Genomic DNA, 20863 nt, shown 5'->3' with positions numbered 1-20863 from the left:
AGCGACTCGCGAAAACCCGACCCTTGTGGTAACCTGCCTGCCGGCAGGCACGCGCCCTAATTATTTTATTTCCATTGCCTTTTATCGTTATCCATGAACTCTTTTATTTTACGTTCTTCCCACGATTTGCTAAACATATAGTTTTTACCAAATACTGAGAGGGCATGAAAACCCAAACCAATACCCCAAAAAATGGCGGTTGAAAAGGTGCCGAAATGCCAGAATTCGCCCCCGTTGGATACTATGGTGTATACTAAAAAAATGTTTACCGCTACATACCAAAACGCATGCCAATAGAAGCCTTTAAGTTCTTTTACGCGTTTTTTAGCTCGTGCATAGGCTTGCTCTTTTTGGAAATCTTTATCTTGATATGGTTCTAAGTTATAATTTTCCATTGTTTTAATGTTTTAATTCCATTTGTTTTCTTCTTTACGCATAAATTCTTGGATTTTGCGTTCTTCCCACTTGCGACCAAATTTACCTTTGTGAACAAATACAATAAACCCGTGAATGGCAACCGCAATGCCCCAGCTTATTACAGAATACCAAAACCATTTGTAATCCCAATAGGTTTTATAATTAATAAAAATGGTAAACGGTGTAAATAGACAATAGGCTAACAAGTGCTGGTAAAAGCCTTTTATTTCTTCGACACGCTTGCGCGCTCTAGAGACTTTATGATTCGTTTCTGTATCTGGTAATTTTTTCATGATGACTTAAGTTTAGTCCCAGTTCTTTTTTTCTTCGTTACGCATAATTTCTTCCATTTTTCGCTTTTCCCAACTTTGACCTAAGAATCCATTGGTTACAAAAACTCTAAATGCTTGAATGGTTAAACCAATGCCCCAACCAAACATGGGGAACCAAAACCATTGAAAGCCCCATGAGGTTCTGTAGTTGATATAAATTAAAATTGGAATAACTATAACATAAGATATAAGGCTATAATAGAACCCTTTTAGTTCGTCCACATAGTTTAGTGCTCGCAAGTAACTATCGTCTATTTGCGATGATGCTTGTTCTGTTCTCATGACTGATATTTTTTTAGTAAGCATAGGTATTGCTACTGCAAAACGGTTTGCTTCTTTTATGATATTTACTTTTTTATTGGTTAATAAATCGTAACGTTGAGTAATGTTACCTAATCCTACCCCGCTACTTTTTTTAACTATTTGTTTGGGTTGCAAATTGTTTTCTACAATAAGGCTTCCTTGATCTTCGTAAATGTTAATTTTTAACGGCTTACTTGATGTTACCATATTATGCTTTACGGCATTTTCTAGAAGTAATTGTAGCGATAAAGGCACCACTTTACTTTCTGGGTTTGATGCTTTTTCGGGCATGGTGAAGATGATACTATCTTCAAAACGCATTTTAAGTAAAGACATGTACGTTTTTGCGAATTGCAATTCCTCATCAACCGTTACTAGTTCCTTGTTTTTTTGCTCTAACACATAACGATACACTTTAGACAGTGATGTGGTGAATTTCTGCGCATTTTCAGGGTTTTCTTCAATTAAACTGGTTAATACATTTAAACTATTGAATAGAAAATGAGGGTCTAATTGGTTTTTTAAAGCATCAAACTTGGCGCTAGCGGTTCCTGCTATTACTTTTTGTTCTTTAATTCGGTTTTGCTGGTATCTATTATAAAAATAAATGACATAAAATATAATTACGATGGTAAGTGTTATCCATAATCCGAACTGATAATTTTTAAACTTTTCATTAGACAAAAAATCTGAAAAGTTATCGCCGTTATAAATTACAGCAGTAGATGCTCTTAGTATGAAAAGTGCGATTAAAGTGATTACCGTTGCACCTAGGATACCTAGAACAATGCGTTTTATGGTATCGTTCTTTTTCCAACTGCGACTTTCCATATAATCAAAGAAATACATATTAGAATATGCTATTACAAAAGAGTGCAGTTGATACAGACTAAAATTGACTAAAAACTCGTTGACACTTTCAAATTGGAGCCCTCTAGACATGAGATTGCCAATTACAAAAATGATGCATCCAATAATAAAAGCAATAATGATATTTTTAGACGATTTTGTCATGATCTAATTGATATAAGTATTATTTTCCGCAAGTTTCTAATAACATTTCTACGCGGTCTTTTCCCCAATTTGGATGAAAAGGTGTTTCTGGTTTAAAGTTAGCAAAAAGTTCTAAGGCATGTTCTAAATCTTTGCAAAATGGTGTCGTGTCTTGTCCAAAATATTTAGCGCCACCCATATCCCATTCTGCTTTGCAATAAACGACTCTTGGATTTTCAGGCGCCATCATTTTGGCTTTGGTATAAATTTCAACAACTTTTCCCGAAAGTGTCATGCCATAGGTAGCACCATCATAAGCAACCCAAGCGGTATGCAACAACGCTTGCAAAACCATTATTTCTGGATTTTCTTTTGAAATAGCAGTTGCGTCGTTTATTAAATCTTGAGCTTTTTTAAGTTTTGCTGAAAGCACATCTTCGTCTCTTTCTCCAAAACTATATAGGATGTTAATTTGCGCTGCATAATATGCTGGCAACCAATTATCTGTTTCAGCGCTGGAAATGCGCTCAAAAAGATTTGCGGCCTCAGTTGGTTGGTTGTTAGTCCATAAATCAAAGGCTTTTTGCATCCCTTGTTCGTAATTAGTTTGTGCATTTAAAAATGCTGAAACTAGTACTGTTGCGATAATAATTAATTTTTTCATGAGTGTTCGTTTTTAATGATGGTTCAAATATCCAAAAGAAATCGAGAGTTTTAAAAACGGACTTACCGAACTGTTATTTTTTTATGCTGAAATGTTAATCTGCTATTATTTCTAAATCTGAAATACTATATTTCAGTATTAAAAATTCATTTTATGAAAACTCTAATAGCCTTTTTCGTTATTTCTATTACTTCTTTGAGTTATGGTCAGACTGAAAAAATATCAATGATTGACTATGTTCAAGTTTTAAATAGCAATAAACCTGAAGCTCTTTTTTATTATCAAAACAATTGGGAACAATTACGAATTAAGGCTATTGAGAAAGGATATATACATAGTTATCAACTTTTAGAAACTGAACCTACTGAAACGGAACCCTATAGTTTTATATTGATAACAACCTATAAAAACCAATTGCAGTTTGACGCAAGTGAAACTAATTTTAATACACTTATTGAAGCTGGAAATGGATTAAAACTAATGAACAAAAAAAAGCCGGGTGAATTTAGAAAAATTATAAGCCACAACAGTGCTGTAAAACATTGGAATTAAACAAAAAGGGCAGTCTGAATTTCTTCAGACTGCCCATTCCCCATTTGTACACAATACTATTAGTTTTTATGAACCAGTATCAAGCTTAAAGAAGATTGGTACAGCATAAGCCACTTTTACAGGCATACCGCGCTGTTTACCGGGTTTCATTTTTGGTAATTTCCCGATAATACGTTCTGCTTCTTGTTGTAAAATTTTATCTGGTCCTCTAGATCTAATATTGGTTATGTGTCCTGATTTATCGATTACGAAAACGACTGAAACACGTCCTTGTATTCCTAAGTCTAATGCCGTTTGCGGGTAAGTAAAATTCTTACCGACATGCTCTTGTATTTTTTTCTGAAAACAATCTTTTGTGCCTTGTTTTGACAACCCTTCGCATCCAGGAAATACAGGAACATCTTCTATTATCGCAAAAGCAACTTGAACATCTTCATCTACCTCTTCAACTTCCACATCGCTAACTTCTACAATGCGCTCCTCAACAGCATCATCTTGACCAATTTCGGTGCTTTCGATTACGGTTTCTTCAACCTCTTCAACATCTTCTACAATCTGTATAACTTCTTGAACCACAGCTGGTGGTGGTGGCGGTGGTGGTGTATTTGCATTTACGATAGGAATTTCTTCCTCAAACTGAGTCTCCATATTTACAACACCAATTTCTACATCATCTTGCTCGTAAGTTCTGTATTCTAAAGCTCTCCATGACAATAATAACATTAAGTTCAGGCCAATAGCAAAATAAATGCCACTATTTCTTCCTATTTCTAATTCTGGATTCTTTTTAGCTTCCATGACATTTGGTTTTTACAGATGGGGATACCATCATCATTTCTACAGTGTAAAATTATTATATAATCAGAATATCAACTATGATATTTATCATATCTCAAAAAAAATCCTATTTTCTGATAATATCGTATTTAGTAAGCGTTTGAATCTTCACATAATCTTGAAATTATCAGAAAAAAAGCATAACTTCGTTTTAACTCAAAATGAAAAATGTGGTATATTTTTGGAAATCCATCAATAATATAATGAGATGAGAAGACTAATTCACTTTTTAATCCTTATACTAATAACTACTTCTTGTGAATCTCAAACCAAGAATGTTAAAACCAACGCGTTGGTTGGAGGCCCATGTGAAGGTTGTGAAGCCGTATATGAGTATGGTAACAAGAAACTCACAACAACTGACACTTTACCCGAATTTTATAATACCGAACCTAAGCTAAAGTTAACAGGTACGATATTTAAAAAAGATGGAAAAACACCCGCCGAAAATATCATTCTTTATATCTATCAAACAAATCGAAAGGGTATTTATCCAACTAAGGGCGATGAAAAAGGATGGGCAAAAAGACATGGACACATTCGCGGATGGATTAAAACGGACCAATCTGGTCAATATACCTTTTATACATTTAGGCCTGCATCTTACCCAAATAGCACTGTGCCAGAACACATTCATGTCACGATTAAAGAACCTGATAAAAACGAATATTATATTGATGATTTTGTATTTGATGACGACCAGTTTCTAACTGAGAAACAAAGAAATGGCTTAACTAATAGAGGTGGTTCAGGCTTAGTAAACCCCATTTTAGAAGACAACATACTCACAGTTCATAGAGACATTATACTAGGTTTAAACATCCCAAACTACGAATAACATCAGGATAGGTGTATTCGCTGTATTTAATTTCTTTAAAACTCTCACTAATATCTAATTCAATTGATTGTATTATTATACCAATTGAAACATCTCAATCTTAATTTAAATGAAGCGCTTATTGAGTGTACATTGAATTGGAATTGTCTGGTTTTTTTAGTAAATTAGAAGGACGCTCAATAAAGTTATTAGAACGAAATTATTCGAAACTTTAGATGTTGATTCAAAACATTAATACAAGGAATCATGAAAAATATACTAGTTACTTTGGATTTTGAAGAAAACGAAAAAAAGTTAATTGATGTTGCTACTCAATTTGCGCAATCCTTCAATTCTAAATTATGGCTTATTCATATAACTGCGCCAGATCCTGATTTCGTTGGTTATGATGCTGGACCACAATATATAAGAGATAATAGAGCAAAAGAAATTAAAAAGGAGCATAGGCAACTGGAAGATTACTGCAGAGCACTTGAAAAACAAGGTATGGATGCAGATGGCATATTATTACAAGGTGCAACTACAGAAATGATAATAAAAAAATCTGAAAAATTAAATATAGACCTTATAATTACCGGTCATCGAAATCGCGGTATATTCTACAAGGCACTATTAGGAAGTGTTTCATCTCAAATCATTAAAAAATCCAAAATACCTGTACTTGTTATTCCATTGAGATAGTTTCAAAACGCATATAGTATTCCCAAAACATCAATGAATTTTGATTGTAGTTATTTTAACTATGGATTTTTCTCTTCTATAAATTATCCAACTGATTGCTCTTTTTATCCTCACTAATGGTCCAGAAAAAACCAACAAAAAAGAACTGATCGGTTGCAGGTTGTAATGCGCGTCTGTTATAATTACCATTAACATCTGGTGTATTCGCATATTGATAGCCATTTACGTTTTTAAATCCTAAAACATTATTAACGCTCGCATAAAGTATTTTTTGCGGACTAATTAAATATGCCCAATTCACACTTAAACTATTAAAAGCTTTGGTTTTTACATTTAAAAACCCAGGGTTGTTTGGATTGGTATAAGTCCTACCTGACGCATGTGCAAAACTAAAACCCAATTGACTGCGCCATTTATCAACCCAATACTTCCCAACTATTGAAAGGTTATGTGTGTTTGCAAAATCGGGTTGCGCTTTGGTAAGGTAATTTTTGTAGTCGCGCTTGGTATCTAAAAATGAATAGCTTAACCAATAATCAAAATTCTTTAGGCTTTTACTATCTCTCCAAAAGAAATCCACACCGCGTGCAAAACCACTTCCGCTGTTACTATAGTTGCTATCAAAATTTGCAAAATCAGAATCGTACTTCACTAAATTACTATAAGTTTTATAATAAGCTTCCGCTCTAAATAACTTTCTATCGGCATTGTATTGATAGTTAAATATATAATGTGATGTTTGCTCAGAATTTAAATCTTGATTAAACTTCAATACTTCACTTGAGGGGTTTTGGTAAAATTCGCCATATGCCAACGATAACTGACTTTTTCCACTGGTTTTATAAGCCAAAGATAATCTCGGAGCTATTTTGAAATCCTTAAATATCGTGCTGTATTCTCCTCGTAAACCCGTTTTAAAGGCTAGCTTTTTGGAAAGGAAAATATCAGCTTCGGCATAGGTTGCAGCAATATTATTATTATATCCATAATTGTTTGCTTCTATGGTTTCATCTTGATATCGTTCGTCAAAGTTTGTTGCAAAATACTCCGTTCCAAAATAGAGTTTCAAACGGTTACTTATTCTGTTTTTGAATTTTAACTTTGCATGTAAAGAGTTTTCTGTGTCGTTAATTTGGCTTTCAATAACGTTTAAATTGTTTTTGGCATGTGTGAAGCTCATGCCTCCAAAAATCGACCATGTAGGACTTAAAACACCGTCATACGAGCCATTAACGTAAACATTATTATTTCTTAATTTGATGTAGGCACCTTCGGGCTCGTTTATATCTTCTTGAGTTAATTCGAATCCAGTAGCGTCAAAAGCACTGTATAGCTTAAATAATCCAGCATTGGTTTTTCTTCTAAAAACAGCTTCACCAGAAACAGTTTCAAAAGGTTTAATCCAATCGTTTCTGTTTTTAAAAATGGCGTTATAAGGCGCCAAATTAATATATGACGCATTAACACTCACCGAGCTTTTCTCCCATTTTTGTGTATTCCCGAGTGTTGCACCTACACTCATAATACCAATATCTGTTTTCTCTTGGTCGGGTTCGTCAACGGTATTTAAAAGCAACACACTAGACAAGGCTTGCCCATATTCAGCCGAATAACCGCCAGTAGAAAAGGTAATGCCATCAAACAAAAACGGCGAGTATCGTCCTCTTGTTGGCGCATTATTGGTAGTTGGTGAATACGGCGTAAATACGCGAATACCATCAATAAAAATTTGGGTTTCGTTGGCGTCTCCACCTCGTACAAATAGCCTACCATCTTCGGCAACTGTTGTTGTTCCTGGTAAAGTTTGTAATGCACCTACAAAATCGCCTAAGGCACTTGCAGTAGTTACAACGTCTAATGGCTTTAAAACATTAACCTTACTATTATCTCCTGCTGCGAAAGTACCTGCCGAAAGCACGACAGCATCTAAAGTATTTACATCATCAAGAAGTTTTATTGTTAAATCTTGCATAAAACTAATGTCACCCATCATGGTATACGTTTCATAAGACAAAAATGAAACCACTAAATTTTGTGTTCCTGTTTCGGAAGTTTTAAATGAAAAGGTACCACCAGCACCTGAAGTGCTACCATCATAAGTTCCTTGTAAATAAATATTCGCACCTTCGATAGGTTCATTTTTTGAATTGAGTACAGTTCCGTTGATAGTCGTTTGAGCTGAAATTTGAATACTTAATAAAGCTAAAAGAATAAAAGTTAATGTTTTCATGATTGATTATTTACTGTTCGTTTTTCATGAGCTGAAATTATTTCAGCATCTGAAAATTTTAATTGATGAGACAAAAATGCAATTAGAATCTTGTTACCAAAATTCTAAATTACCGAACTGTAATTTTTACATGATGAATTGAAAAGACCGAAATAAAACTTCTAAAAAAAACTCAAAAATTATCTTAATCTCTACACTCGCGAACAAAAACTATTCAAGCTTTTTTAAGCCAAATTGCAACAAATAAATTTTTTATATATTAGCTAAACTAAACTGCTTCAAAACCCGTAAAATCACCTCAAAACACATCATAGATTTTTTCTATAGTTAATATTCAACATTTTGATTACCAGACTTAAACGAATTTAATATAAACTAAAGGTTTAAATTTCAAAAAATAGCTCCATCCACCCCTAATATTGCAAAAATTCAATCTAAAATTCACAAAATCACGTAGCTTCTGTCGTAGCATTTTTAAATGCAATATCATTATATTTATAGCTTCATGTAACGTTTTAAAAAATTAAGCTACTTACATAGTAACTAAACCACGCCATTGAATAAAGAACTGGAACATAATTTTGTAAAATTGCTAGAGCAGCATCAAAATATTGTGCACAAAGTTTGCCGTTTGTACACCAATAATCAAGATGCGCATAACGATTTATTTCAAGAAATAACCATACAACTCTGGAAAGCATATCCGAAGTTTCGTGGCGATGCTAAATTTAGTACTTGGATGTATCGTGTAGGCCTAAATACTGCCATTACGCTTTACAGGAAATCGAAACGCTCTATAAACACACAAAATTTTGAAGGGGTAGAATACAAAATAAAAGCCGAAGTTTATGACGACACCGAAGAACAACAATTAAAAATATTATACAAAGCAGTACACCAATTAAACGACATTGAAAAAGCTCTTGTTTTTCTGTATTTAGAAGACAAAGATTATAGGGAAATTAGTGAAACACTTGGTATAAGTGAAGTGAATGCCAGAGTAAAGATGAACCGAATTAAAACTAAACTTAGAACCATTTTAAATCCGTAAGATTATGGATGAATTAGATTTATTAAAAAAAGACTGGAAAAAGGACGATAGCACCTACCCAAAACTATCTTATAACGAGATTTATAAGATGATTTTGAAAAAATCTTCCTCCATCGTCAAGTGGATATTTATCATCAGCCTGCTAGAATTTGGATTCTGGTTAGCCCTGTCATTTATGTTAAAAGGTACCGCGTATTCTAGCAAAATGGAAGCGCTAAACATGAACCATATCCTAATCCCAATAACCGTTATCAGTTATGCTGTTTTAATCTATTTCTTCTATTTATTTTACAAAAATTATAGAAATATTTCTGCCACCGATAGTTCCAAAAAGCTCATGGAAAACATCATAAAAACCAGAAAAACTGTGAAGTATTATGTTATTTTCAACCTAGCCTCATTAGTAGTTGGCGCATGTATTGGCGCATTTTACGGTTTTAGTCACAACCCAGAGTTTTCAGATAAATTACAACTAGCCTCAGCCAATGGTGAAGTTTTTAAATTTTACGCCCTTTTATTTATCGTTACCATAATAATTTTAGCCATAGTAATTGGGGTTTTACTACTATTTTACTGGCTCATTTACGGTATTCTATTAAAACGCCTCAATCAGAATTACAAAGAACTAAAAAAACTGGAAGTTTAAATTTTATTAGGTCGCCTGCCTGCCGGTAGGCAGGTTACCACATGGGTCGCTCCGAAGTTTATCCTGAGCGGAGTCGAAGGACTGCAAGTCCTCGTTCGTACCTCACTGTGGGCTTTCCGCTGCAATCGCTAACGCGGGTTTCATCTTTTGTTTTAAATTTAACTTAAACATTAAAGCTTTCAACTTCAATAACCTCACCAACTTGCATAGATTTTATATATATGTTCCCTACCCTAACTCTTACCAGTCGCAATGTTGGAAAACCAACTGCCGAAGTCATTTTTCGAACCTGCCTAAACTTACCTTCATTTAAAGTTACAGAAATCCATGTGGTTGGTCCGTGGCGCGCATCTCTTATCTTTTTAGCACGCTTTGGTAAATCTGGTTCGTCATTCAATTTAAATACCTTACAGGGCTTTGTTTTATACTTTTTACCGTTAAAACCAATTTCAACACCACCTTCAAGTTTTTCAATAGCCTCTTCTGTAATATCGCCATCCACTAAAGAATAATACTCTTTGTCTACTTTTCGGCTATTAACAAAATCGCTCATCTTACCATCGGTAGTCAGCAATAACAAACCTTCCGATTTTTCATCAAGTCTGCCAATGGCCATTATGTTTTCAGGAAAAACATATAGCTTACCCAAAAAGTTCTTAGATTGTTGTTTTGAGTCGTTACTACTAAACTGACTCAAATAACCATAAGGTTTATAGATAGCAAAATGCCTGTGGTTGGTTTTACACGCTTCCATTTAATATACTGTAAACAAGTTCGCGTGTTGGTTGTTGGCCGTTAATTTTAGTTCTCACAGTATCAAAGTTCACTTTAAAATCACATCCCGATTTATAAGCACTGCATCCATAAGCCGTTTTACCTTTTATAACAGTGCCTTTTTTACATTTTGGGCACACCAATTCATTAGTCTTTGGTTTAGCTTTCTTTTGTTTTGGCTCTAGTTTTAACTTAAAATTTTCATCAAACCTTAGCAAGCCTTCAACATCACCAGTATCTGTTTTAAAACCCTTTAAATTAACTGTAGAACCTTTTTGAAGCAAGCGTATAAATTGCTTTTCTGAAATCTTCTTTCCAGCAAAACTAAACGGCATCACAAAATCGCAACCCGATTTATATTGGCTACAGCCATATGCAGATTTGCCTTTTATTACTTGACCTTGTTTACATTTTGGGCAAGTTTCAGCAGTTATACCAGCAACTTTTTTAGCTTTTGCTTTTTCAGCGCGCTTTTTAACAGTTACCGTATGCGATATATTGGCACGTTTGGTTTCACTTCTAACCTCATAAACCAAAGCATCAACCATACGTTTCATGTTTTTTATGAACGCCCCAGCACTAAATTCACCTTTTTCTATATCTTTTAATTGCTTTTCCCAAGAGCCTGTTAATTCAGCAGATTTTAATAAATCATTTTGAATGGTATCAATTAACTGAATTCCAGTAACCGTAGGAAGTACTTGCTTTTTATTTCGTTTTATATATTTCCGTTTAAATAAGGTTTCTATAATATTGGCTCTGGTTGATGGTCGTCCAATACCATTTTCTTTCATCAAATCTCGTAATTCTTCATCATCAACCTGTTTTCCAGCTGTTTCCATAGCACGCAATAAGGAAGCTTCTGTAAACTGATTAGGTGGTTTTGTTTCCTTTTCCAGAAATGAAGGTTCGTGTGGGCCTTTTTCTCCTTTTACAAAAGTTGGTAAAATACCTGTTTCTTTTTCTTTCTTATTTGGATCTTCAAATACCACGCGCCAACCTTTTTTTAGAATCTCTTTTCCTGTGGTTTTAAAAGATACCTCTGCCACTTTTCCAATAACTGTGGTATTCGACACTGCACAATCTTCATAAAAAACAGCTATAAATCGTTTTACAATAATATCATAAACCTGCTGCTGGTTGTATTGCAAGTTAGTTTGCATACCAGTTGGAATAATAGCATGGTGGTCGGTAACTTTTTTATCATTAAACACCTTGGTAGATTTCTTAATCTTTTTACCTAACAGCGGTTGCGTTAAATTAGAATAGTTGGTTAACTTTTGAAGAATTCCAGAAACTTTAGGGTAAATATCGTTTGGTAAAAATGTAGTATCTACTCTAGGGTACGTCACTACTTTACGTTCGTACAATGTCTGAACTATTTTCAGCGTTTCATCTGCTGAAAATCCAAATTTAGTATTACAATACACCTGTAACCCTGTTAAATCGAACAATTTGGGCGCATATTCTGTTCCTTTTTTCTTGGTAATTGATTCGATTTCAAAATCACTTTCTTTTACTTTATTAGCTAAAGTTTCACCATCTTCTTTTTTGAGAAAACGCCCTTCCTCATAGCTAAATAAGGTATCGCGATAAAGGGTTTGTAACTCCCAATACGGTTGTGGTTTAAAGTTTTCAATTTCTTTAAAACGATTAACAACCATGGCCAATGTAGGTGTTTGCACTCGACCAACCGATAAAACTTGCTTATATCCACCATGCTTTACGGTGTATAATCTTGTAGCATTAATTCCTAACAACCAATCGCCTATGGCTCTCGAAAAACCCGCGTAATATAAATTATCATAGTCGGTTGCGGGTTTAAGGTTTTCGAAACCTTCTTTAATCGCTTCGGTGGTTAGCGACGAAATCCAGAGTCGTTTGACTTCGCCTTTATAATTAGCCTCATTCATCACCCAACGCTGAATAAGCTCTCCTTCTTGACCAGCATCACCGCAGTTTATAATCACTTCGGCTTTATCAAATAAACTCTTAACAATTTTAAACTGCTTTTGTATTCCAGAATTTGAAACTACTTTCGTTTCAAACTTCTCGGGAAGCATGGGTAAGTTGTTCAAATCCCAACTTTTCCAATAAGGCTTATAATCTACTGGTTCTTTTAAGGTACACAAATGTCCAAAGGTATACGTAACGGCATAACCGTTGCCTTCAAAATAGCCATCGCGCTTAGTATTGGCGCCTAATACAGCAGCAATTTCGCGGGCAACACTTGGTTTTTCGGCAATACAGACTTTCATTAATATACCTTATAAGAGTGCTGCAAAATAGAAATTTTAAAACGAGTTTAAAAAGGTAATTGTTAGGAGTTATTAACTGAAATTATAAGTTAAAACGGTAAATAGAAAAACACAGTTTCGACGACTTATTAGGCTTCGGAAAGAATGAAAAATTTAACAAAAGAAAATCTACTATAATACCAAAATCTTCAGTTAAAAAAACATAAAAAATATACTATTCTTTAATTTTCCATCGACGCAATTTATCTAACTCTTCTTGCGCTTTCAATTCAGCTTCTGGGATAACCTTCAAAAACGAAGGATGTTGCTCAATGGCGTACTCAATTTTTTTTACGATATCTTCGGTAGTTTCGTTATCGTAATCAATTTCAAGAGGCGCTTTGATCTCCATGGATTGCAGGATGTTTTTCTTTTTTATACGCAATCCTTTTTTATCAAACGAACGTCGAAAACCATCAATAACAATAGGTACAACTACAGGTTTGTAGCGTTTAATAATGTGGGCAGTTCCTTTACGAATGGGTTTAAACGGTGTTGTGGTGCCCTGAGGAAAAGTAATTACCCAACCATCGTCTAGCGCCTTCCCAATATTCGAAATATCGCTCATTTTTACTTGCCTTTGCACATCTTTACCTTCGCTTCGCCATGTACGCTCAATACTTACTGAACCAACGTAGGCTAAAATCTTAGGCAATAAACCAGCTTTCATGGTTTCTTTAGCTGCAACATAATAGATATTTAGTTTCGGATTCCAAAGGTACCCTACATTTTTTATAGAATCTGTACGTCCGCTTAAACTCGCATTAAACACATGAAACATAGCCACCACATCGGCAAAATAGGTTTGATGATTAGAGATGAACAGTACGTTAGTATCTGGTAAATCTTTTATGTGTTCCGAACCTTCAATCTGTAATTCGTTAAACCCGCGAAAACGTCTATGGGTCATCGCACCAAGTATACGAATGAGCCATTTTTTTACAAATAATATATGTCCAAATGGATTTCTTTTAATCAATCCCATAAATCGTGTGCTTAAGAGTTAGTAAGTTACTTAATTTTCTACAAATTAAGAATGCAAATGTAACAAAACTAACAAACTACAAAAGTTGTTTTAGTAAGTCTTTAATTTCACTAAGCATCATTGCGGTCGCACCCCAAACCACATGGTTGTTTAATTTAAACGCAGGAACCTCAACCTCAATACTATAGGAAGTTGCTACAGTTTTTGTGATTAGCGATTGGTCATCTAGAAAATGTTCTAAATCAACTTCTATTAAGGCTTCTACCTCGCTATCTTGCTTTTTAAATTGCGGTGTATTTTCTGTAATTCCAATAAATGGTTGTACATAAAAGTTGCTTGGAGGAATATAAACCTGCGATACTTTTTTGAGTATTTGAATGGTTTCGATGGTAACACCTACTTCTTCATAAGTTTCTCTTAAAGCCGTATCTAATATAGATTTATCTTGTTTTTCCACTTTTCCCCCAGGAAATGCCACTTGATCAGAATGGACCCCTTTGTATGTTTTTCTAAGTATTAATATAAATTTGGTTTGCGCACTTTCATCTGGGTAAAATAAAGCTAAAACCCCAGCATGTTTGGCTTTTTTAATGGCTTCTTCTTGCTTTTTAAGTAGCTCTTGACGAAATGGCGGCAGCATTTTAAAGTGCGAAGCTTCGGCTGGTAGCGGTATATTTTTTATTTTTGAAACTGATTTTAAAAATTCTTCAAACTTCATATCTATGCGCTTCCTTTTATTTTTATGTTTTTTTGTATTATTTCTGAATTGTGAAGATAAACAATCAAAACAAAAAAGCATACCAAAAACTGAAGTTGAAAAAGATGTTGAAGAAGATAAACCCGAAGATACTGAGCAAGAGCCTAAGCGAGAATTCCCTAAGTTGAATTCTAAAACGGCGATGGAATTTTTCTTAGAATACGACAAAAAGCATAAAGAAAATAAAGTTAGAATTACAACCGATTTTGGCGAAATAGACATTTTGCTTTACAACGAAACGAAATTTCACCGTTCAAATTTCATATGGTTAACGAAGCAGAAATACTTTAACGGCACACAGTTTTACCGAGTTATTGATAATTTTATAGTGCAAGCAGGAAATAGCGATGATGTTAAAACTGCCAGAAAACGAGCTTTCATAGGCAAATACTTACTACCTCCTGATACGAAACGTGGTTTTAAGCATGATCGTGGTGTTATTTCGATGCCGAGTAGTGAGATTAGAAATCCGCATAAACTCGCTTCTCCATTTGAGTTTTTTATCGTCTGCCAAAAAGGTGGCGCCCATTTTTTAGATGGCGATTATACTATTTTTGGACACGTAACTCGCGGGATGGATGTAGTTGATAAAATTGCTGCTGTTGAAACCGATGATGGCGACTGGCCCGATAAAAACATTTTTATTAGAAATGTTGAAATTCTTGATTAAGGCTTTAAACATGATCTTTCGAATAGATATTGGGTAATGCAATTTTAAATTTCACCGCAAGTAATCTAACCACAATTACCACAATTCCGGCAACAACAAATACGTAGTTATCCTTTATAGGAAATTCACGAAGCAGAAAATATGTTATTCCTCCTAGAATACATGCCGTAGCATAAATTTCTTTTCTAAATATTACGGGAATTTCGTTACATAGAATATCTCTAATAACACCTCCAAAACTAGCTGTCATAGTCCCTAAGGCGATACAAATTATGGGATGCAATTCTGCATTCAATCCCTTTTCTATACCAACAAGAGTGTAAAGACCAATACCTATAGTATCGAATAAGAATAAAGAGGTTCTTAAATAATTTATTTTACTTCGAAATATAATAGCGAAAATTGCGGCACCTAATATCACGTAGGTATACGTAATATCCGTCATCCAACTTACAGGCGTGTCTCCAATCAGTAAATCGCGTAAAGTTCCACCACCAACGGCGGTTACAAAGGCAATAATTAATATTCCGAATAAATCCATCTTTTTGTTGAAAGCCACTAAAACGCCAGAAATGGCAAAGGCGATGGTTCCTAATATATCTATGGTGTAAAACATGATTGTTTGTTTCTATTTTTAGTTTATGCTATAAATTGCGTTTGCGATTAAGGCATTTATTGGATCCCAATAACTTTCGGGAGACTACAGAAAGCCCGACACTTGTAGAAACGCCTTAAAAAATTTCTTTACTGTAAAACTTTAATTTCAAATATCCCGAAGCTTATTCGAGATGAGTGATTCGCACAATTTTTCTAAAATAAAAATTGGCTCTCTTTTATCCCGAAGCTTATTCGGGATGAGTGATTCGCACAATTTTTCTAAAATAAAAATTGGCTCTCTACTCACATACTTTGAGTATAAAAGTTATAGTCTTTTAAAATAACATCAATAAACTCAATATCTGTGGGGTGTTTTACATCTTTTATAACAGCCACTTCTATAATTTTTTGTCTTAATTTAATTAGGGTTTGATAATCTTTGGCGTTACGCGCAGCAGCATAAGTTTCTTTAATGATTCTGGCATCGTTATCAGACAATTTTATAACATTTGGGTACGTTGGTTTGTAGTTATCTTTAAGATTCTCGAGAATGGTATGGGAAATATTTACATTGTTTTTTAAAGCAATTACCGCAGTTCCTGCGGCCATATCGCCAATACGCTGCGTTTTTTTATTAAATAACATGATGAAAAATCCAATACCAAAAATGTAAATATCTACTATTCTAAAGAACCACCGCACCACATAATCTGAAAACGAGGCCTGATAGCCATCAATTTTTACAACTCTAATTTTTAAAACACGTTTCCCAATAGTTTGACCTTGTAATAACGACTCGAGTGCCAGAGTATAAAACATAACCGGAAAGCCTAACACAGTATTTATAGCTATTTGCGACCATTGGTCCATGTTATCGAATGCACCAAATGTCCAGTTTAAAATGAGCATGTAGCCAATTTTTATGGCCGAATCTATAATAAACGCAAGTAATCGCTCTCCAGCTCCGGCAGCGTTAAAGGTTATTTTTACATTTTGAGTCGTGTTAATTTGTAACTCTGACATTTTATATTTTATTTTATCAAAAATACATGAATTTATTCATTTGAAAATTTTAAAAAATGAATGAATAAATTGCATGGATTAACGAAGTGGTTACTGAAGTGAAACTAAATTTTGTAATTTTTTGGATGCGAAATTTAGTTTTTTACAGAAGAAATATATGAGGGAAGTTGCATTTATCAAGCAAAATAAAGAAAAATGGTTGAGTTTTGAAAAAGCAATCGTTAATAATGATTTTGATAATCCAGATGAGCTTGCATCGCAATACATTCATGTCATTAATGATTTAGCCTACGCTCAAACTTACTATCCTAAAAGCAAAGTAATTACATACCTCAACCAATTATCTGCTAACGCTTACCAGAAAATTTATAAAACTAAAACTACAGATACTAATAGGATTATTTCCTTTTGGAAAACCGAAGTACCTCTAATTTGTTATCAATACCGCAAGTTCATTTACATTGCGTTTATCATCTTTTTTGCATTCACATTTATTGGCGCTATTTCTGCGGCGAACGACGGTGAATTTGTACGTTCGGTGTTAGGCGATAATTATGTAAACATGTCGTTAGAGAATATTGAGGCTGGCGATCCCGTGGCTGTATACAAAAGCGGTAGCAACTGGGGCAGTTTTATTGGTATTACGATTAATAATTTACGCGTAGGGTTAATTGCTTTTGTATTAGGCGTGTTCTTAGGCGTAGGGACACTTTACATTATGTTTAAAAACTGTATAATGTTGGGATCTTTTCAATATTTCTTTTATGATAAAGGCGTGTTTTGGGAGAGCGTGAGAGGAATCTGGATTCATGGTGCCATGGAAATTTTCGCCATTGTTATAGAATGTGCTGCAGGTTTAATTCTAGGAGCTAGCATTCTGTTTCCAGCTACGTATTCTAGATACACTTCGTTTAAAAAAGGAGCCAAAATCGGTGTTAAAATTTTAATTAGCACCTTTCCCTTTACATTTGCTGCTGGGTTTTTAGAAGGTTTTATTACGCGATATTCCAACATCATGCCCCATTGGTTATCGGTTAGTATAATTCTAATTACGTTGAGTATTATTTGTTATTACTATTTAATCTATCCTTTTAAAATACAAAAACAAGTGACGCAACCCCAAAATTTAAGTCCGGTTATTCATTGAAAATTAAACACTTAAATATTTACCTATTTTTTATCCTTTTGGCTTGTAATATCCAGATGGCTTCTGCTATACATTTGGTTCAAACGCCAGATAGTCAAAGAACATTTGACAATGATTTTAAAGACCGTTATCGCAGTGATAAATATAATTACGAAGGCACAAAAATTGTTAGCGAAACACCTTCAGGGTCTGGGAATTATGAGGATTATAAAAATGAAGAAGCCAAACGAAAAGAACAAAATAATTCGGATAGCTTTAGTATAAATCTTGGTCCTTTTACTTGGATATTTTACCTAGCTATTGCAGGTGCTGTTGTGTTTCTAGTTTATATTTTAGTTAATGAAGGTGGTAGTAATCTATTTTCTTCAAACCGAAATAAAACCTTAAATAATTTTGAAGAAATCACTGCCGAAAACATTGAAAATGCAGATATAATTACTTTAATAAAAAATGCTGAAAATGATGATGATTACAGACTTGCCATTCGGTATTACTACTTACTGGTTTTAAAAACTCTAAGTTTAAAAAACTACATAAAATTTGAAGACGATAAAACCAACAATGAGTATTTAATTGAGGTTAGCGATAAACCTTTTAGTAAAGATTTTCAATACACATCATATTTGTACAACTACATATGGTACGGTGAGTTTCCAATAAATTTAAATAATTATACAAAAGCAAAAAGTAATATGGAGTCCCTTATAAAACAAGTTAAATAATTAATGAAAAAGATTTTACCCATAGTTTTAGTTTTAATTGCGCTTATAATTACAGCTGCCGTAGTTATTGGGGTTAAACGAACCAAAACCGTTGATTGGGAAGAATCTTTTGACGAAAAAAGTAACAAGCCCTATGGTGTTAGTGTGCTTTATAAAGAATTACCAAACCTGTTTGAAGGCTATAAAGTTAGAACCGTTTATCATCAACCGGCTAGTTATTTAAAAGCCAATTCCGAAGATGGCTATGGCGAACATGTTGCAGAAGGCAATTTTATTATCATAGGAAATACAGATTATTTAGAAGACGAATCCATTGATGAATTGCTTCATTTTGTAGATTCTGGAAACACATTGTTTATTTCAGACTATTACTTCCCACAAAAAATACACGACACCTTAGATGTAAGCGTTGATTATATTGAAAATGAAAAAGACAGTATTTCTTATCTATCATTAAAAAATAAAAACGTTCAGGAGATAACACTTGATAAAAACAAATTCGACCAGTATTTCTCTGAATACGATTCCATAAACCATACGGTTTTAGGGCATTCGAAAATTGACTACAAACACATTAACTTTCTGCAAGTGCCTTTTGGAAAAGGGAAAGTACTTTTGCATCTAGAGCCTAAAGCCTTTACAAATTATCATTTGTTAAAGGAAGAGCGTTATAAATATGTTGAAGGGGTTTTATCCTATTTACCGGATGCTAATGTGTATTTTGACTCGTATACTAAAATTCAAACGGGTTACGATGGTGATGTTGAAAAGGAATCAAACCTAGCTTGGTTTTTAGAACAATTATCATTTCGATGGGCTTGGTATACCGCAATTGTATTTGGCATTTTATTCATGATTTTTAATGCGAAACGGAGACAACGCGTTATTAAAATCATTAAACCCTTACAAAATACCACGGTGGCTTTTGTTAAAACGGTTTCGAATTTATACTTTGATACCAAAGACCACAAAAATCTTATTGATAAAAAAATCACTTACTTTCTTGAAAAAATAAGGCACGATTTACATTTAAATACCGATAATTTAGATGAAGAATTCACCGAAAAACTTGCTGCTAAAACCGGAAAGAAAAAAGAGGATGTTAAAAAACTTATCAATTACATTAATTTAATGAAATCAAAAAATGAGTTTTTCGAAGAGAACTTGATAAAACTCAACAGACAAATAGAAGCATTTTATTCAAAATAATTATGGACGAAAACAAGATACCAAAAGACCATCAAGAACCTACTCAAAATTCAGAAGACGCACTTTCTTCAATAGATGATAGCGTATTGAAAAATAACGACGATTTGAAGTTTCAAAGCCGTTTAGATTTGTCTGAATTGCAACAAAATGTTGAAAAAATAAAGCAAGAAATAGGCAAAGTTATAGTTGGCCAAAAAGATATGGTAGATATGCTTATCGCATCACTTTTAGCTAAAGGGCATTCGCTTATTGAAGGTGTTCCTGGGGTTGCAAAAACCATTACTGCTAAACTTTTAGCCAAATCGTTAAGTGTTGATTTTAGTAGAATTCAATTCACACCAGATTTAATGCCGAGTGACATCTTAGGAACTTCAGTTTTCAATTTAAAAGACTCCGAATTCGAATTTAAAAAAGGTCCTATTTTCTCTAATATGATACTTATTGACGAGATAAACCGTGCCCCTGCAAAAACGCAAGCGGCTTTGTTTGAAGTTATGGAGGAACAACAAATTACCATTGATGGTAACAAATTTAAATTGGATTCGCCTTTTATGGTACTTGCAACCCAAAATCCTATTGAACAAGAAGGAACATATCGTTTACCTGAAGCTCAATTGGACAGATTCCTATTTAAAATAGACGTAAACTACCCGAATTTAGATGAAGAAATTGAAATTTTATCTAGAGAACATGAGCTAAAAGACAAGGTGAAAACCGATGAAGCGGTATCGTTTTTAACAGCAAAACAAATCTCTGAATACCAAAATTTAGTGTCTCAGGTTATTGTTGAAGCACATTTACTTAAATACATTGCGCAACTCATTGTGGCAACCAGAAGCAACCAGTTTTTGTATCTAGGGGCCTCACCAAGAGCATCTATTGCCATATTAAAATCAAGTAAAGCATTTGCTGCTATGAGCGGTAGAGATTTTGTAACACCCGAAGATATTAAACGAGCCGCAATTCCTGTATTACATCACAGGGTTATCGTAACGCCAGAACGCGAAATGGAAGGTATTTCAAGTAAACAAATAATTAAACAAATAATTGAAACGGTTGAAATACCGAGGTAATAGTATTTAGTCGCAATATCAGTTTTCAGTATTCAACAGATAAATAAAATAACATATAAATAACA

Annotated in this window: 22 protein-coding genes; 10 read left to right on the top strand and 12 right to left on the bottom strand. The window is 33.9% G+C overall.

The annotated features are described in order from the left end of the window. Window positions 1–65 precede the first annotated feature (65 nt). Genes O5O44_RS05405 through O5O44_RS05390 form a run of 4 tightly spaced genes read right to left on the bottom strand, consistent with a single transcriptional unit; the run spans window position 66 to window position 2709 of the window. Entirely contained in the window at window positions 66–395 is a 330-nt protein-coding gene (locus tag O5O44_RS05405) for a 2TM domain-containing protein (RefSeq protein WP_289196051.1), read from the bottom strand. A gap of 12 nt (window positions 396–407) precedes the next feature. After that, the gene (locus O5O44_RS05400; RefSeq protein ID WP_289196050.1) at window positions 408–710 is read right to left on the bottom strand and encodes a 2TM domain-containing protein; all 303 of its coding nucleotides are present in this window, start codon (window positions 708–710) and stop codon (window positions 408–410) included. A 12-nt stretch (window positions 711–722) separates the two neighbouring features. After that, window positions 723–2066 carry a histidine kinase gene (locus O5O44_RS05395; RefSeq protein WP_289196049.1) on the bottom strand — a complete coding sequence of 448 codons (1344 nt, stop codon included), beginning with the start codon at window positions 2064–2066 and terminating at the stop codon, window positions 723–725. Between the two features lie 19 nt (window positions 2067–2085). Further along, complete coding sequence (locus O5O44_RS05390; protein WP_289196048.1) at window positions 2086–2709, bottom strand: hypothetical protein; 624 nt, start codon at window positions 2707–2709, stop codon at window positions 2086–2088. 153 nt (window positions 2710–2862) lie between these two features. On the opposite strand from O5O44_RS05390, the gene O5O44_RS05385 reads away from it, so the two are divergent. Then, complete coding sequence (locus O5O44_RS05385) at window positions 2863–3261, top strand: hypothetical protein (protein WP_289196047.1); 399 nt, start codon at window positions 2863–2865, stop codon at window positions 3259–3261. A gap of 66 nt (window positions 3262–3327) precedes the next feature. Here the strand turns inward: O5O44_RS05385 and O5O44_RS05380 are convergent, their stop codons facing one another. Beyond that, on the bottom strand, window positions 3328–4059 hold the full coding sequence (locus O5O44_RS05380) for an energy transducer TonB (protein WP_019387039.1): 732 nt from the start codon (window positions 4057–4059) through the stop codon (window positions 3328–3330). A gap of 247 nt (window positions 4060–4306) precedes the next feature. On the opposite strand from O5O44_RS05380, the gene O5O44_RS05375 reads away from it, so the two are divergent. Both O5O44_RS05375 and O5O44_RS05370 read left to right on the top strand, forming a co-directional pair. Further along, window positions 4307–4936: a dioxygenase family protein gene (locus O5O44_RS05375; RefSeq protein WP_289196046.1), complete on the top strand. Its 630-nt coding sequence runs from the start codon at window positions 4307–4309 to the stop codon at window positions 4934–4936. A 246-nt stretch (window positions 4937–5182) separates the two neighbouring features. Further along, complete coding sequence (locus tag O5O44_RS05370) at window positions 5183–5617, top strand: universal stress protein (RefSeq protein WP_289196045.1); 435 nt, start codon at window positions 5183–5185, stop codon at window positions 5615–5617. A gap of 76 nt (window positions 5618–5693) precedes the next feature. Here the strand turns inward: O5O44_RS05370 and O5O44_RS05365 are convergent, their stop codons facing one another. Beyond that, the gene (locus O5O44_RS05365) at window positions 5694–7847 is read right to left on the bottom strand and encodes a TonB-dependent receptor (RefSeq protein WP_289196044.1); all 2154 of its coding nucleotides are present in this window, start codon (window positions 7845–7847) and stop codon (window positions 5694–5696) included. 556 nt (window positions 7848–8403) lie between these two features. Between O5O44_RS05365 and O5O44_RS05360 the strand changes: the two genes are divergently transcribed. Both O5O44_RS05360 and O5O44_RS05355 read left to right on the top strand, forming a co-directional pair. Beyond that, on the top strand, window positions 8404–8898 hold the full coding sequence (locus tag O5O44_RS05360; protein WP_289196043.1) for an RNA polymerase sigma factor: 495 nt from the start codon (window positions 8404–8406) through the stop codon (window positions 8896–8898). A gap of 4 nt (window positions 8899–8902) precedes the next feature. Then, window positions 8903–9544, top strand: coding sequence for a DUF8845 family protein (locus O5O44_RS05355; protein ID WP_289196042.1), 642 nt, complete (start codon window positions 8903–8905; stop codon window positions 9542–9544). 163 nt (window positions 9545–9707) lie between these two features. On the opposite strand, the gene O5O44_RS05350 is transcribed toward O5O44_RS05355, so the two are convergent. From O5O44_RS05350 to O5O44_RS05335, 4 genes are all read right to left on the bottom strand, one after another. Further along, complete coding sequence (locus O5O44_RS05350) at window positions 9708–10298, bottom strand: pseudouridine synthase (protein WP_289196041.1); 591 nt, start codon at window positions 10296–10298, stop codon at window positions 9708–9710. Next, entirely contained in the window at window positions 10285–12576 is a 2292-nt protein-coding gene (locus tag O5O44_RS05345) for a type IA DNA topoisomerase (protein ID WP_289196040.1), read from the bottom strand. Before O5O44_RS05345 ends, O5O44_RS05350 begins: the two co-directional genes overlap by 14 nt. Before the next feature lie 214 nt (window positions 12577–12790). Beyond that, window positions 12791–13600, bottom strand: a complete 810-nt coding sequence (locus O5O44_RS05340; RefSeq protein ID WP_289196039.1) for a lysophospholipid acyltransferase family protein — start codon at window positions 13598–13600, stop codon at window positions 12791–12793. A 76-nt stretch (window positions 13601–13676) separates the two neighbouring features. Further along, on the bottom strand, window positions 13677–14318 hold the full coding sequence (locus tag O5O44_RS05335) for an NUDIX hydrolase (RefSeq protein WP_289196038.1): 642 nt from the start codon (window positions 14316–14318) through the stop codon (window positions 13677–13679). Between the two features lie 4 nt (window positions 14319–14322). Here O5O44_RS05335 and O5O44_RS05330 point away from each other — a divergent pair, with 4 nt between their 5' ends. Then, window positions 14323–15027, top strand: a complete 705-nt coding sequence (locus tag O5O44_RS05330) for a peptidylprolyl isomerase (protein ID WP_289196037.1) — start codon at window positions 14323–14325, stop codon at window positions 15025–15027. A 4-nt stretch (window positions 15028–15031) separates the two neighbouring features. On the opposite strand, the gene O5O44_RS05325 is transcribed toward O5O44_RS05330, so the two are convergent. Together O5O44_RS05325 and O5O44_RS05320 are read right to left on the bottom strand one after the other, a co-directional pair. Continuing rightward, window positions 15032–15643: a trimeric intracellular cation channel family protein gene (locus tag O5O44_RS05325; protein ID WP_019387028.1), complete on the bottom strand. Its 612-nt coding sequence runs from the start codon at window positions 15641–15643 to the stop codon at window positions 15032–15034. A 284-nt stretch (window positions 15644–15927) separates the two neighbouring features. Continuing rightward, complete coding sequence (locus O5O44_RS05320; RefSeq protein ID WP_289196036.1) at window positions 15928–16647, bottom strand: RDD family protein; 720 nt, start codon at window positions 16645–16647, stop codon at window positions 15928–15930. Between the two features lie 157 nt (window positions 16648–16804). On the opposite strand from O5O44_RS05320, the gene O5O44_RS05315 reads away from it, so the two are divergent. The 4 genes from O5O44_RS05315 to O5O44_RS05300 are packed head-to-tail and all read left to right on the top strand — an operon-like array spanning window position 16805 to window position 20798. Then, window positions 16805–17794: a stage II sporulation protein M gene (locus O5O44_RS05315; RefSeq protein ID WP_289196035.1), complete on the top strand. Its 990-nt coding sequence runs from the start codon at window positions 16805–16807 to the stop codon at window positions 17792–17794. 56 nt (window positions 17795–17850) lie between these two features. Then, on the top strand, window positions 17851–18516 hold the full coding sequence (locus tag O5O44_RS05310) for a hypothetical protein (RefSeq protein WP_289196034.1): 666 nt from the start codon (window positions 17851–17853) through the stop codon (window positions 18514–18516). Window positions 18517–18519: 3 nt separating this feature from the next. Continuing rightward, window positions 18520–19725, top strand: coding sequence for a DUF4350 domain-containing protein (locus O5O44_RS05305; protein WP_289196033.1), 1206 nt, complete (start codon window positions 18520–18522; stop codon window positions 19723–19725). A gap of 2 nt (window positions 19726–19727) precedes the next feature. After that, the gene (locus O5O44_RS05300) at window positions 19728–20798 is read left to right on the top strand and encodes an AAA family ATPase (RefSeq protein ID WP_289196032.1); all 1071 of its coding nucleotides are present in this window, start codon (window positions 19728–19730) and stop codon (window positions 20796–20798) included. Window positions 20799–20863 lie beyond the last annotated feature (65 nt).

The organism is Algibacter luteus (assembly GCF_030344935.1).
Classification (GTDB): Bacteria; Bacteroidota; Bacteroidia; order Flavobacteriales; family Flavobacteriaceae; genus Arenitalea; species Arenitalea lutea.
Note: the sequence above shows the minus strand (reverse complement) of the source record. Positions and strands in the feature narration are given on the sequence as shown.